The following is a 13,951-nucleotide window of genomic DNA, read 5'->3' as shown; positions in this document are numbered from 1 at the left end:
ACCACGTACCAAAGTCCCGAAAACGGACCCTCTTCCTCATTCAACCCGGCGGCCGAGCGTATCGGCGACATAGGCACCCCGCGCGCCCATCGGCCGCGACGGTCCGGTCGTCGTGTCGCGAGCTGTCTGATGTTCCAGTTCGGCATTGAGCTCGGCGCCGACGATGAGGATCGTGATCGACAGCCAGATCCAGACAAGCAGGCCGATCAAGGCGCCAAGCGTGCCGTAGGTCGCATTATAATTGGCAAAATGGTCGAGATAGAAGGCAAAGCCGACGGACATAACCGACCAGGCGAGGGTGCTGAGAGCAGCGCCCCAGGTTAGCCAGCGCAATCTGGCCGGCTCGCGGCTTGGCGCAAACCGATAGATCGTCATCACAGCAGATGTAACGATGATGAGCAGCAGCGGCCAGCGGCCGAGAAGGGCGAAGTCCTCCTCGAAGCGGTCGAGCCAGACATAGGAGAGCAGCAGCGGTACGGCAGCCACCAGGGCGATGATGACGATTGCGCCGATGATCGCGCAGAGGGTGAAGGCAAGCGCGACGAGGTTCAGGCGGACGAGACCGCGCTTCTCCTTTTCCTCATACGCGACGTTCATCGCATCGAAAAGCGCGAGCGTGCCGCTATGGGTGCTCCAGAGCGCAAGGGCGAGGCCAACGAAGAAGGCGACCCCGAGGCTTTCCTCTCGTCGGCCGGCGAGTGCCCGGATCTGGTCTGCGACGATGTCGAAGGCTCCCGGCGGCAGAAGGATTGCAAGCTTGCGCAGATGGCCGGCAATCGTTAGCGGGTCGGCTGCGAGGCCGTAAAGAGAAACCAGCGCAGCAAGTGCCGGGAACATGGCCAGCAACAGATAAAAGGTCACGCCTGCCGCAACGAGCATCACCCGATCATCGCTGACTTCCTCGAGGAGACGCCAGAAGACATCACGCAGACCGTGCATCGGGATCTCCTCTGGAACCTCCGCGCGTCTGCCTCGGTCATCATTCAGTGCGGTCGCGACGCCTCCTGACGATCGCCTTGAACTCCGTCCTTGATAGGCCAGGGCAAAACCGCCGACAGCAACCAGCAGTAAGGCCGCAGTGGATAGAATTTGCCGCTGGATCATGGTGACCGTCTGCTCCGTTCAAAAGACTATCCGCGCCAGTCGATCCTATGGGCATGCGCGCTGTCGATGAGGCAATCGTGCATGTGGCCCTTTTGTTCCGCATCCGGCACAGCTCGCACCGTTCCGGCAAAGCCATCGATTGCCTTTGCTTTTAGCTAGGCATGGCGATGAGGCCGGTATAATCAGCGGAATAATTCCCGGCCATGATAATTTCGTCGTAGAAAAGCCCCGCTCTGTTGAGTTTTGTGAGCAGCCTCAACGGCAAAAAGGCGACATAGGGAGCATTCCGTTACTGCTTGCGCAACGCCGGGACGAACTACCAACCGCAGTGCCCGAGAAAGTCTTTGAGCCATGTCCAAAAAAGGAAATGTTGGGTGTCCGTCTCGATAGACCTGATCCCAGTTGTCGCGAACTGCGTCATACGCGATACAATGGAGTCGATGCATATGCCGCTCCCATATCCATACTCATACCTAATTCCAGAAATTCTAATTAACGGGAAGCATCGATCCTCAAATAAGTCGTGCGGGTGACCCCAGATGTGAAATGGGATTAGTCCTTGCGGCCAAGGTTTTTGTCTAAAAACTAGAGTGCGACAATCCGCGGGCTCGCATGGATGAAGGCCCAGAGCGCCTTGCTGATATCGACAATCTCAGCAATCGACATCTCTAGAAGCTCCATTTCCCGCTCATCCATCTGTTCGACTTTGCCGTAGCGGATTTCCTTGTCGTCTTCGACCAAGCGCATGAGCTGCGTGCTGGAGATTTCGCCCTTCTCATCGAAGGAATAGATGCAATGATTGTATTTGTTACGCATCTTCGATTCCTTTTTCAGACGCGCCATGGCCGAGAGGATCGCTTCGCGGTCCGCGGCAGGTTTCGAAGGAAGCTTTGCGAGACGCTCGACGAGGTCGATGCGCGCACGCGTTGTATTGAGCGTCAGGAAAACCACGATCGCCGCCTCCTTCTCCACGTCGAGAAGATGCGCGATAATATATATCAGCAGACTTTCCGTGTTCGTCCAAACATAATTCAGCCGTCCAACGCTCAATAACACATCGGACATGGCCGTCATGCTGAACTCCCTTGGTATAGACAATAACAATATATGGACTATATCATGTAATTCCGTGGATATTTCGATCTTGTCTGCCCCTAGCGCTCCCTTGAAGGCGCTCGACATGTTGTCCGACGATAGGTTTGCTCGGATATTTGACGAAGGTGCGCTCCGAAGCCTGGCTCAGTACTTCGGCGGAATGCAGGGAACGCGCGGAATCTGTGAATACGGGCGATTTCAGCACCTGGAATCTTTACGCGCACAATGTACGTGTCCTTAACCGATAAGCCCGCATTCTCTTGGAGGTTAGTGCTCACTGGTATCTTCGGCGACATCGGAAACGTGCGAGTTGCCGCCGATGCCGCTGGTGTTACTGAGCATATTCGCACCCTGAACCAGTTCCAGATGGAAGCCCGAACTGGCGAGGATCGCGGAAGCGCCTGCGGTCGAAGGGCCAGTGCCGGCATCATTGGTTACGCCGTCGACTAGGGCGCCCACCTTCACCGTGTCGTCGTCGGAGCCCTGCGGACAGGGCTTCGGATGATAAGGCATTCCAGTTTCCTCCAGCAAAAACCGGAGCAGCTTTCGAAGTCCCTCTCATCTCAAATGGGATCTTTGCCCGCGCTTGCTCCGATGCGTTAACATCGGCAGATGTACTCACTACCTTGTCACCTGCTGCTTCATCGCGATCTGTAGGCCAAATTCTCTGTTGGGATCGGGCCTATTCAGTACAAAGACTGCCAAATCCGGTTCCGGACTCGATATGGACGCGAGCGAGGCGGTCGAACCGTTCTTTGTATTTCCTCAAGAAGACCGAGTAGCAAAACACATGGCGATACTTGATTTTCACATCGTCACATCGGTGACCATCATAAACTGATGGAAAAAAATTCAGGCCGATAGTTATCAATTTGGGTTAAGGCACCTGAACGCCAGCTCAATACGTCAGGCGGGCAGCATGCTTGACGAAAGTGGTGTGTGGATTCGGTACGGTGCGCCCTTACCTCGGAATCCGTCTGTTTCGATTGATTGCGATATCGCGAAGTTAAGCCCGAAAGGTTCTCCGTCTTATTTTAAGATATCATCTGCCCATTACCTCTTTGCTTTCGTGTGTCTCGAACTAATACACAGCGGTTTATACCGCGATCTAGTTGAAATACCGCCCACTAGTATGTTTGTTGCCAAAAATGCAACCATAAAGTAGCAAAAAATAATATAACTTCATGGTAACTAACCCATTTGGGCCATTTCTTTCCTTTGAAATCCATATTAACATAATTAAGAAATGCCTAAAAGATAAGGCGGTCACGTGCCAATGTTCGTCGGCATGTAATACCCGCCACCGCGCCAATGGGAGTAGATGCTCCGAGTTTTAGTATAGTGTAGCGCTAGGGGAGGCGTATATGTTCATGGTTGGGTCGGAAGTAGGAGATTCGGATCAAGCAAGGAGACTGGGTCCGAGTGGGGAAACAATTCTGGTAATCGCCAAGCCGGATTTATTCTCCGAATGCATGGTCGAAGCACTGGCGAAGAAATTCCCGAATTTCGATGTCTTAAGCGTCCCGAGCGCGCAGTCCATATCCGAGAGGGATATTCAGGACATGCGGCTTGTCCTGTTTTACCATATCGCCGGTATCGAATTGCATGATGCCATGCAGACCGTTCGAGAAAATCGTCCGGACGCATCGATCGGCCTCGTCGTCGAAGCTATCGACATGATGGAGCCTTATATCAGCCGCCTTGTCGAAGCGCGCGTCATCGATGGCGTATTGCCGCTCAATCTGCGCCTGGACGTTTTCATGGCTGCAATCGATTTGTTGATGAAGGGCGGCGAGCATTTTCCGTCCGCGCTTCTCGGCCGTCTGTCCAATCGGGCGACCGCACAGATCGAGCCTTCGCTGTACCAGACGAAGTCTGTCGACGCAGCACGCGCTAACGCGCTGAAGCTTCGCCGCAACAGCATGGCGGCTCTGACGACGCGAGAAGTGCAAATTCTCGATCTCATCTGCAAGGGCACACAGAACAAGATCATCGCCGATAAGCTGCACCTGTCCGAAAACACGGTGAAAGTTCATGTCCGCAATATCTATAAGAAGATGAACGTGAGAAACCGCACGGAGGCGGCCTCCCGCTTCTTCAACGACACTTCGGACAACGGTGATATTTCCGGCAGGTGGCCGCATTAGTCCGTCAATCCATCAGGGATGAGCGGGAGAAACAGCGCGACTTCTGGCCGAACCGCTTGGTGAGCAGATATACGGTGCAGAGCCGGGATATTCTGCGGCGTTGACCCTTGCCGGAGCGGTGATCTTCGGTTCGGCAGCATAGGCGAAGTCCTTCGTGGCGTGTGAAACGCGCGCCACCATAACACTCTTCTCCGTACTTCCTACGGTGCTCGCGTGACGACTGCACAAGACATCGGTCCGGAATCATCATTGCTGCCAAAGCCTAAGAATTGAGTCTGCATATAGATGTGCCAGGCACTTGGTGATGAACTGTCATCCGGCTCCTTTATTTGGGCGATAGTGACGCGCCCTTCCATCCAATAGCTGAGATTTCTTTTATATCGGCCTTTGGCTGAGGCTAGAGCAGCCGGATGAAAAGCTTCGCAGAATAATTCTTTAAGGATTAATCAAATGAGTGCCGGGTTTTGCTATAGTAGCTATTTGGAATTGTACCAACGTTTTTAAATTGACCTCGGTTGATATTCTCCTATCATTTTCAACATGGCTACAATCATTCGAGGAATAACTGATAGTATTGCATGATCGATGCTACTTCATGTTGAGGTAATCGAGGGGGATGAGAAGGAGCCTAAAAAATAGAAGGGTCCAGAAGGACCCCGTCTCATGGGAAGGAGTTTGTAGTGCGTAGTTTCATTCCCACGAAAACTCATCGGGAACCTGCGTCCGCATCGACACCATCACGGCGAAAGGCAGTACTGGTCAACGGCGGCGCTGGTTTCCTGGGTTCCCATCTTTGCGAGCAGCTTCTCGATCGTGGCCATCAGGTCATCTGTCTCGATAATTTCTACACCGGCCGCCGCGTCAATATCGAGCATCTGCTGCAGAACGCCCGCTTCCAGCTTCTCGAACATGATGTTCGGCAGCCCTATGATGTCGAAGCGTCCGTCATCTTCAACTTTGCTTCGCCGGCCTCGCCACCGGACTATCAGCGCGATCCCGTCGGAACGTTGCTGACCAATGTTCTTGGAGCCGTCAATACGCTGGATGCAGCCCGCCGTAGCGGGGCAACAGTCGTTCAGTCCTCGACTTCGGAAGTTTACGGAGATCCGCACGAGAACCCCCAACGCGAGACCTATTTCGGCAACGTCAATCCGATCGGTCCCCGCAGCTGTTACGACGAAGGCAAACGGTCAGCTGAAACCCTCTTCTTCGATTATCACCGCAAATATGGCGTCGATATCAAGGTTGGCCGAATCTTCAATACTTACGGTCCGCGCATGCGCCTCGATGATGGACGAGTCGTGTCCAACTTCATCGTCCAGGCGCTTTCCAACGCAGACATAACGATCTACGGCGACGGCCGGCAGACCCGTTCTTTCTGTTATGTCGACGACCTCGTTGAGGGCTTCCTGCGTTTCGCCGATACCGGCGAAAGCTGCATCGGCCCGATCAATCTTGGGAATCCGGCGGAGATCACGGTGCGGGATCTTGCCGAAATCGTTCTCGATCTCACCAATTCGCGCTCGCGTGTCGTTTATCTTCCGGCCGTAACGGATGATCCGCAGCAGCGCCGGCCGGATATAACCCGCGCCAGGGAAGAGCTGAGCTGGTGGCCTAGCACGGAACTGAAGACCGGGCTGAAGCGCACGATAGCCTACTTCGATGCACTGCTGGCCGAAAAGCAAGTGGTGGAGGCCGTATGAGATGCCCCGCTACATCCTTGTTACGGGCGGTGCCGGCTTCATAGGTAGCCACATCTGCAAGGCACTTGCGCGTGCCGGCATGGTTCCGGTGACCTATGACAATCTTTCGACCGGACATATCGACAGCGTCCGGTGGGGGCCGCTGATCCAGGCAGATATCGCCGATGGTGTAAGGCTGCGACAGGTCATGGCGGAGTATTCGCCCGATTGTGTCATTCATTGCGGTGCCAATGCCTATGTCGGTGAATCCGTCGAAAAGCCCGGCATCTACTATCGCAACAATGTCATCGGCAGCCTGTCGCTGCTTGATGCTTGCCTCGATCGCAATATCGACAGGATCGTTTTTTCCAGCAGCTGCGCGACCTACGGCATTCCGAAGACAATGCCGATTAATGAGAAAACGCCGCGGCAACCGGTTAATCCCTATGGCAGGACCAAGCTGATCTTCGAAATGGCGCTGGAAGATTATGCCGCGGCCTACGGCATCCGCTTTGCCTCCCTTCGTTACTTCAATGTCGCCGGCGCCGACCCGGAGGGCCAGCTTGCAGAACGGCACTATCCTGAAACCCATCTGATTCCGCGCGCGCTTCTCGCGGCCAGCGGCCGGATCGACAGCCTTGATGTTTTCGGCACGGATTATGAGACCGAAGACGGCACTTGTGTCAGGGACTATATCCATGTGAGCGATCTCGCCGAGGCGCATCTCGCTGCCGTTCGCTATTTTCTGGCCGGCGGCGACTCGTTGAGCGTCAACCTGGGCTCCGGCCGAGGAACGTCCATCCTCGAGATTCTCGATGCGATCAAACGCAAAACGGGCCACAACGTGCCGGTGCGCTACCAGCCGCGCCGTGCCGGCGATCCGCCGATTCTCTTTGCCGACACGGAAAAGGCCCGCCTGGAATTGGGTTTCACACCCGCGCTTTCGGATATCGACACGATCATCCGCACGGCCGGTCCGACATTCGGACTGAATGTGATCGCATGAGAGCGAAATAATCCGCGAGGCCAGTCTTCTGCCGCAAAGGCCGAGATGTTCGAGCCTGTCCTGCTGGCTGGAGTCGAGCCATTCAGCTGCGGCAGGAAAGTGATCCGGCTGGCATAACCGGGCTGGCATCGCCAAAAGAAAGGCCCGCGATCGGCGGGCCTTGCTTGCTCATACCGGAGGGTATCAACCTTTGATCGTTGCCTTGCCGGTCTCGACGAGCTTCTGTGCGGCGTCAGCCACCGAGATACGCTCGAAAGCCAGCTCGTCACAGGTCGGGCGAAGAACGCGCTGGTCGAATTCGGTGGCGCCCATCGGTACCGGCGGCGGATATTCGCCGACCTGATCCTTGAGCAGGTTGACGTATTTGACCGTTTCCTGCTCCGTCGGGTTGAGTTGCGGCAGAATGGCTTCGCGAACCACCGGCGACATTGGCACGCCGCGTTCAACGCCCAGAATCTTGCCTGCTTCGGGATCGTTAACAAAGAAGTTGATGAATTTTGCAGCGGCTTCACCCTGCTTGGTGGTCGCGCCTACACTCCAGATCAGAGCGGGGCGGTAGTAATGGCCTGACGGCCCGCCCTTCTTCTCGCGCGGCAGCATGGTGATGCCAAGCTTGTTCTTGATGATGAGCTGGTAGCCGACCATTTGGTTGGAATAGGCCATGCCGATCACAGATTTGCCGAGGCCGAGGCAATTGGTGTCGATGGTGTTCTGATCGAGCGTCTGCACATCGGCGGCGACCGTACCGCCGGCCTTGCGCAGCTTTTCCCAATAGTCGAACCACTCCTTGGCATCATCGACAGTAAAGCCCAGGCCGACGCTTTCCTTGGCAAAGAGGCTCTTGCCGCGCTGACGCAGCCAGGCATCGAACACGTAATTATAGCGCGCCGCATAGGGGCCACCGCCCTTACCGGAGGCCTTGGCCAGTTCTACGGCGAGCTTGGCGTACTCATCCCAAGTGAGATCAGGCGTCGGCACCGGAATGCCTGCCTTTTCAAATTCGACGGTATCAAAGAACATGGCGAAGGAGTTGAGGCCGAGGCCGACACCGTAAAGTTTGCTGTCGACGGTGGTCAATTTCAGCATGTCCGCACCAAAGCTGTCGACCTTCAGCGTCGAGGGGACGAATTCATCGAGCGGCAGGCAGGCGCCGCGCTTGGAATAGTCGGAGATCGTGCCCGGCTCCAGCTGGAAGACATCGGCGATCGAACGGCCGGCCATCTGTGTTGCAAGCTTCGTCCAATAGCCGTCGCCAGAAAGTGATTCACCGACAATGGTGACGCCCGGTGTCTTCGACTGATAGAGCTTTGCGACGTCGAGCGTGCGCTTGGCGCGGTCGTTGGAACCCCACCACATGGCGCGAAGCGAGGCTTCCTCTGCGAATACGGGGGTCGAGCTGCCGGCGCCAAAGGCGAGGCCGGCCGCGGCACCCGCGGTTCCCATCAAGAATGAACGGCGATTGACCTGCATGATTTCCTCCTTTGTCTGATGCCCGGCGCCATCCTCCAACGGTCTTTCCGGGCAATCCCGAGGTTAGAGTACGCAAAAAATTTCTCTTTGCAAGAAATTATGATTGTCTTGCAAATTTGCATGATTTGCATAATCTTTGCTGCATGAATGAGATAAAAATGACCGAAACCAAGACCAAGCGGCCTCGCCAGGCCGATATCGCGAGCCTCGCAGGTGTTTCCGTTTCCACAGTGTCACGGGTGCTCGCCAACGAGCCCGGCATCAGCGAAAATGTGCGGCGGCACATATTGAAGGTCGCTGCCGAGCACGGTTATCCGGTCAAATCCATCTTGGAAAGCGTTCCCGGCGGCCTCGCGCTGATCGCAAGCGACGGTGCGACCGGCGGCCTCAGCGTGTTTTATGAGGCGATCGTCGAGGGCCTTCGCGCTGGTGCTGCAGATGTCGGCATGCCCTTCGAAGTGCGGCTCGTGCGCGAGGACCGCACTACGCCTGATGTTGTCGGCGAATATATGCAGACGGCAGAAGCCGAAGGCCTTTTCCTCGTCGGTATCGATCCCAGCGATACTCTGCGAGCCTGGTTGGAAGCCACCGGAACGCCAACTGTTCTGGTCAATGGCACCGATCCGCGCCTGCGTCTCGACGGCGTGTCCCCGTCCAATTTCTTCGGTGCCTATGAGGCGACAAGCCGCCTTACGAAAGCCGGCCATCGTCGTATCCTGCATCTGACCGGCTCGCATCGTCACACGATCCGCGAACGCGTGCGGGGCTTCGAGGCGGCAATTGCAGCGGTTCCCGGCGCCGAAGGAAGGCTCGTACCGCTGACCTTCCAGGGCAGCGCCAGCCGCGAGGCACACGAACGCACAGTTGCGATGCTTGCGGAGGATCCAGGCTATACGGCTGCCTTCTGCATGAATGACTTCATCGCTGTCGGCGTTCTCGAAGCCGTCACGGAAGCTGGCCGTCGCGTTCCGGAAGATTTCGCAATCGTCGGCTTCGATGATCTCCCTTGCGCGGTGATGACCAATCCGCAGCTCTCGACGATGCGCGTCGACCGCGCAGCGCTTGGCCGCGAGGCAGTTTCCCTGATGATTTCCCGCTACCGCGACAGGACCGCGCCGGCCCGCCATATCTGCCAGGCCGTCGTTCCTGTTGCCGGAGGCACTGTTCCCGATACCGACAAGCTGTGAGTGATGCCGATGACCTATGATCCCGCCAGCCCCAACCCGCTTGCAGGCAATCCGCTGAAGACGCGCTCCGACATGATCCGTGCCGTCAACGATCTCTTCAACCCGCTGCTGCCCTTCTTCTCCAAGGGGAATGCCCGTGTTCGCCTCGATGGCGCCGGCGCCCATTTCGACCGGGCTGCCGCCGATCTCGAGGGTTTCGCCCGACCCCTTTGGGGTCTTGCGCCGCTCGGCGCCGGCAAGAATGATTTCGCCTATTGGCACCGCTTTGCCGAGGGTCTTGCGAACGGCTGCGACCCCGCTCATCCAGAATACTGGGGCACGGTCAACGCCCGCGACCAGCGAATGGTGGAATTGGCCGCCCTCGGTTTTGCTTTGGCACTGGTGCCGGAGAAGATCTGGGAGCCGCTCGACAAACGTGCTCGCGACAATATTGTCGCTTATTTCAAGCATGTCCGGCAGTTCGACTATGCCGACAATAACTGGAAATTTTTCCGCATCTTCGTCGATATCGCCCTCGACCGTCTCGGCGCCGATTTCGACCGCAGCCTGACGAAGCAATATCTGGAAGAACTGGAGGGTTTCTACATCGGCGACGGATGGTATCGCGACGGCAATATCCGTCGCATAGACCATTACATACCCTTCGCCATGCATTTTTACGGCCTGATCTATTCCAAGCTGGTCGATGACGAATATGCCAAGCGCTACCGCGAGCGCGCGGTGCTCTTCGCAAAGGATTTCCGCCACTGGTTTGCGCCTGACGGCGCGACCATCCCCTTTGGCCGCAGCTTGACCTATCGTTTCGCCTGCGCGGGCTTCTGGTCGGCGCTCGCCTTTGCCGATCTGGAGGCGTTGCCCTGGGGCGAGGTCAAGCATCTCTGCCTCGAACATTTGCGCTGGTGGCGCGACAAGCCAATCGCCAGCCATGACGGTGTGCTGACCATCGGCTTCGGCTATCCGAACCTGTTGATGTCGGAAAGCTACAACTCCGCCGGCTCGCCCTATTGGGCCTTCAAAGCCTTTCTGCCGCTCGCCATCCCTGAGGATCACCCCTTCTGGACTGTGGAGGAAAAGGCGCCTGAGCAAGTCCCCGAGGTCGTTCCGCAACGTCACCCGGGTATGGTGATCATGCGGGCCGGCAATGATGTTGTGGCGCTCTCGTCTGGTCAGGAGAATCTGCAGATGCGCTTTGGTACGGAGAAATACGCAAAATTCGCCTATTCTGCTCGCTACGGCTTCAGTGTCGAGGCGGATGAGCGAGCCTTCGCACTTGGCGCCTTCGATTCCGCGCTTGCCTTCAGTGATGATGGCCTGCATTACCGGGTCCGTGAAACGAACGAAGAAGCGAAGATTGCCGGAGACGTTCTTTATTCCAAATGGTCTGCGTTCGAGGATGTGAAGGTTGAAACCTGGCTGGTGCCGTCGGCACCTTGGCATATCCGCGTTCACCGCATCACCACGCCGCGTCCTCTGCAGACGGCCGAAGGCGGCTTTGCCATCGCCAAACGTGATCTCGATGCTGATACGCTGTCAGCTGCACAAGGCTCTGCCTATGCGATCGGCGAGGCGGACTTCACCGGCATCGTCGACCTCGGTTCATCGATCAAACGACAGGGCCTTGCCCAGAAGGCGTTGCCGAACACCAACATGATCGTTTCCAAGACCCTCGTGCCGCAGCTGCGTGGTGAAATTCCTGCCGGTGAGACAATTCTCGTCACTGCTGCACTGGCCATGAACGATCTGGCAACTGTGTCCGGCGCGTGGGCAATGCCTCCGAAGGCGCCCGATATTGCCGCTCTCAAAAAACTAGTCAGCGAAGAGGGCGTCACCGTCAGCGCTATCGAAGCACCGGGACATATGCCATGAACCATCCCCCTATAGTTCTTGCCATGCAGACCTCCCGCACCGAGCATATCCTGCCCGAGGCGGTACTTCGTCGGCTGGATGGTTTCGGCCGCCTGCTCGATGCCGAACCGCTGGAGCGCTTTGACGATCAGCGTGCGAAACGCCTGCTTGCCGAAACGGAAATCCTCATTACCAGTTGGGGCGCACCTTATGTCGGTCGTGAGGTTCTGGACCTTGCTCCGAAACTGAAGCTCGTCGTTCATGCGGCGGGAACGGTGAAAGGCATCATAGATGCCGATATTTTTGAAGCCGGGATCGCCGTCAGCCATGCGGCGGCTGCCAATGCCCTACCAGTCGCCGAATTCACGCTGGCCGCAATCATCTTTGCCGGCAAGCATGTCTTCCGGTTCCGCGACTTTTACATTGCAGATAGGCACCGCGACCGAACCTATCCGATGCAGCGCGAGGCCATCGGCAATTATCGCCGCACGGTCGGCATCATCGGCGCTTCACGCATTGGTCGCCGGGTCATCGATCTGCTGAAACCTTTCGATTACCAGGTGTTGCTGTCAGATCCCACAATCGACGCACATCAGGCACTGGACATGGGCGTTCAGAAGGCGGAACTAGACGATCTCATGCGCCGCTCGGATATCGTTTCCCTTCACGCGCCGTCGCTGCCTTCGACCCATCACATGATCGATGCTACGAAACTGGCGCTGATGAAGGATGACGCTACGCTGATCAACACCGCGCGCGGCGCACTGATTGACGAAAAGGCCCTGCTGGCCGAGCTGAAGACCGGCCGTATCGATGCCATCATCGATGTGACCGATCCCGAAATACCGGGACCGGAATCGGCCTTCTACGATTTGCCCAACGTTTTCCTGACACCGCACATTGCCGGTGCAGTCGGCCTGGAGCGTAGCCGGCTCGGTGAAATGGCAGCTGATGAGGCCGAGCGTTTCAGCAAGGGCGAACCCTTGCTGTACGGACTTACCCTCGAAAGCTTGGAAAACACTGCCTGAGACGTCTTACAATATCTTCAGCGAGTTCGGCGAACCGTCATTGGCAAGCTCCGGCATAAGGTCGGAGATGTTGACGACCTTGCCGGTGCGCGAGCTCGTCAGCGCCGCAATGCCGCAAAGCACGGACATGGCGCCGGCGCGGGTGCCGGCCCGCTGTGCGAGCCTGTCCTGCATGTCGGGCTTGAAGATCATGTTGCGCATCCGGTCGTCGCCGCCGTAATGGCCGCCGGAGGAATGCGGCACCTTGATGCGTTCGACCGCTTCTTTGCCATCCGGAAAGCTGCGGATCAGCAGGATGGTGTCTTCCTTCGGCTCCTCCCAGGGCTGGGCCTCATATTGGCGAAGCTCGATGCGGCCTTTCGTACCATTGAAGGCGAGGTGATGGCCTTCGATCGGCTGGAACGTATTCAGCGAATAGGAGACATGAACGTTATTCCGGTAGCGGATGGAAACGACCATCGTATCGGGAATGTCGATATCTTCGCGGAAAACGCAACCGTCGCGGAAATAGCCGTCGATCTTGGAGGGATCCTCATAAAGCGTGTCGAGGAACGGATCCTTCTTGAGATCGAGATAGTAGTCGCATTCCTGCGTGTGCGGACAGAGCTTGCAGCGAGGGCCGCGGAACGGTCCCTTGCGGCCGTAATTTTGCAGATCGGCAAAGGAGGTCACGGCGTCAGGATCGCTGTCGAGATACCAGTTCAGAAGATCGAAATGGTGAGTCGCCTTGTGAACGAAGAGGCTGCCGGAATTTTCCGTATAGGCATGCCAGCGGCGGAAATAGTCGGCGCCGTGTTTGGTGTTGAGATACCAATGGAAATCGACTGACGTGACCCGGCCGATCTCGCCGGAATTCAGGAGTTCCTTGATCTTGGCTGCTGTCGGCGCATAACGATAGTTGAATGAGACGTCGACCCGGCGGCCGGTGCGTTTCTCGGCATCCAGAATCCGGCGGATCTTCTCGACCGAGGTCGTCATCGGTTTTTCGGTGATGACGTCGATACCGGCTTCCAACGCACGCACGACGATATCGTCATGCGTATGATCGGGCGTGCAGACGATCACCAGATCCGGCTTCTGCTCCGAAAGCATCGAATCGATGTTTTCATAGAGTGGTGCATTGCTGCCGATCATGGTGCGGGCGCGCTCGCCACGCAGCGAATTCTTCTCGACGATCGCAGTCAGGTCGACATGCTCGCGCCAGCCGGCCAAGAGATCCTTGCCCCACATCGTGGTGCCGCGATTACCGGTGCCGATCAGGGCAAAACGGCGTTTCTCCATCGAATGATTCCTCCTTCATACGTGATGAAACGAATGGACTTTGAAGCAATTCTAGCAAAAGTGTGCAGCGGTTTTGCGTCCAGAATTGCGTGAAAACAAAGAGATA

General features: G+C 56.8%; 10 protein-coding genes and 1 pseudogene. 6 read left to right on the top strand and 5 right to left on the bottom strand.

Going from position 1 to position 13,951, the window contains the following annotated elements:
- Positions 1–36: 36 nt before the first annotated feature.
- The 3 genes and pseudogenes from EV281_RS11320 to EV281_RS11305 all read right to left on the bottom strand — a co-directional run.
- The gene (locus EV281_RS11320; protein WP_132653157.1) at positions 37–1,104 is read right to left on the bottom strand and encodes a YihY/virulence factor BrkB family protein; all 1,068 of its coding nucleotides are present in this window, start codon (positions 1,102–1,104) and stop codon (positions 37–39) included.
- Between the two features lie 585 nt (positions 1,105–1,689).
- Positions 1,690–2,178 (bottom strand): hypothetical protein, encoded by a 489-nt coding sequence (locus EV281_RS11310; protein ID WP_132653156.1) that lies wholly within the window; start codon positions 2,176–2,178, stop codon positions 1,690–1,692.
- A 288-nt stretch (positions 2,179–2,466) separates the two neighbouring features.
- Positions 2,467–2,616 (bottom strand): annotated as a pseudogene (locus EV281_RS11305) (fibrinogen-binding protein); the annotation flags it as partial.
- A gap of 947 nt (positions 2,617–3,563) precedes the next feature.
- Between EV281_RS11305 and EV281_RS11300 the strand changes: the two are divergent.
- From EV281_RS11300 to galE, 3 genes are all read left to right on the top strand, one after another.
- The gene (locus EV281_RS11300) at positions 3,564–4,346 is read left to right on the top strand and encodes a response regulator transcription factor (RefSeq protein ID WP_132653155.1); all 783 of its coding nucleotides are present in this window, start codon (positions 3,564–3,566) and stop codon (positions 4,344–4,346) included.
- Positions 4,347–5,101: 755 nt separating this feature from the next.
- Positions 5,102–6,049: a UDP-glucuronic acid decarboxylase family protein gene (locus EV281_RS11290; protein ID WP_210288324.1), complete on the top strand. Its 948-nt coding sequence runs from the start codon at positions 5,102–5,104 to the stop codon at positions 6,047–6,049.
- 1 nt (position 6,050) lies between these two features.
- Positions 6,051–7,034, top strand: a complete 984-nt coding sequence (gene galE, locus EV281_RS11285; protein ID WP_132653153.1) for a UDP-glucose 4-epimerase GalE — start codon at positions 6,051–6,053, stop codon at positions 7,032–7,034.
- A gap of 183 nt (positions 7,035–7,217) precedes the next feature.
- Here the strand turns inward: galE and EV281_RS11280 are convergent, their stop codons facing one another.
- Positions 7,218–8,504, bottom strand: coding sequence for an ABC transporter substrate-binding protein (locus EV281_RS11280; RefSeq protein WP_132653152.1), 1,287 nt, complete (start codon positions 8,502–8,504; stop codon positions 7,218–7,220).
- Positions 8,505–8,662: 158 nt separating this feature from the next.
- Here EV281_RS11280 and EV281_RS11275 point away from each other — a divergent pair, with 158 nt between their 5' ends.
- The 3 genes from EV281_RS11275 to EV281_RS11265 are packed head-to-tail and all read left to right on the top strand — an operon-like array spanning position 8,663 to position 12,564.
- Complete coding sequence (locus EV281_RS11275; RefSeq protein WP_132653151.1) at positions 8,663–9,691, top strand: LacI family DNA-binding transcriptional regulator; 1,029 nt, start codon at positions 8,663–8,665, stop codon at positions 9,689–9,691.
- Between the two features lie 9 nt (positions 9,692–9,700).
- The gene (locus EV281_RS11270) at positions 9,701–11,557 is read left to right on the top strand and encodes a DUF2264 domain-containing protein (RefSeq protein ID WP_132653150.1); all 1,857 of its coding nucleotides are present in this window, start codon (positions 9,701–9,703) and stop codon (positions 11,555–11,557) included.
- Positions 11,554–12,564 carry a hydroxyacid dehydrogenase gene (locus EV281_RS11265; RefSeq protein WP_132653149.1) on the top strand — a complete coding sequence of 337 codons (1,011 nt, stop codon included), beginning with the start codon at positions 11,554–11,556 and terminating at the stop codon, positions 12,562–12,564. The genes EV281_RS11270 and EV281_RS11265 overlap by 4 nt, the downstream gene beginning before the upstream one ends.
- Positions 12,565–12,570: 6 nt before the next feature.
- Here the strand turns inward: EV281_RS11265 and EV281_RS11260 are convergent, their stop codons facing one another.
- Positions 12,571–13,845: a Gfo/Idh/MocA family oxidoreductase gene (locus tag EV281_RS11260; protein ID WP_132653148.1), complete on the bottom strand. Its 1,275-nt coding sequence runs from the start codon at positions 13,843–13,845 to the stop codon at positions 12,571–12,573.
- Positions 13,846–13,951: the final 106 nt, after the last annotated feature.

The sequence above is a fragment of the Rhizobium sp. BK418 genome (assembly GCF_004341105.1).
In the GTDB taxonomy this organism is placed as follows: domain Bacteria; phylum Pseudomonadota; class Alphaproteobacteria; order Rhizobiales; family Rhizobiaceae; genus Rhizobium.
This window is presented reverse-complemented; position numbering and strand designations above follow the sequence as displayed.

Coding starts and splice junctions, on each gene's coding strand:
- EV281_RS11320 (WP_132653157.1), bottom strand. CDS start 1,104: ATGATCCAGCGGCAAATTCTATCCACTGCGGCCTTACTGCTGGTTGCT.
- EV281_RS11310 (WP_132653156.1), bottom strand. CDS start 2,178: ATGACGGCCATGTCCGATGTGTTATTGAGCGTTGGACGGCTGAATTAT.
- EV281_RS11300 (WP_132653155.1), top strand. CDS start 3,564: ATGTTCATGGTTGGGTCGGAAGTAGGAGATTCGGATCAAGCAAGGAGA.
- galE (WP_132653153.1), top strand. CDS start 6,051: ATGCCCCGCTACATCCTTGTTACGGGCGGTGCCGGCTTCATAGGTAGC.
- EV281_RS11280 (WP_132653152.1), bottom strand. CDS start 8,504: ATGCAGGTCAATCGCCGTTCATTCTTGATGGGAACCGCGGGTGCCGCG.
- EV281_RS11275 (WP_132653151.1), top strand. CDS start 8,663: ATGACCGAAACCAAGACCAAGCGGCCTCGCCAGGCCGATATCGCGAGC.
- EV281_RS11270 (WP_132653150.1), top strand. CDS start 9,701: ATGACCTATGATCCCGCCAGCCCCAACCCGCTTGCAGGCAATCCGCTG.
- EV281_RS11265 (WP_132653149.1), top strand. CDS start 11,554: ATGAACCATCCCCCTATAGTTCTTGCCATGCAGACCTCCCGCACCGAG.
- EV281_RS11260 (WP_132653148.1), bottom strand. CDS start 13,845: ATGGAGAAACGCCGTTTTGCCCTGATCGGCACCGGTAATCGCGGCACC.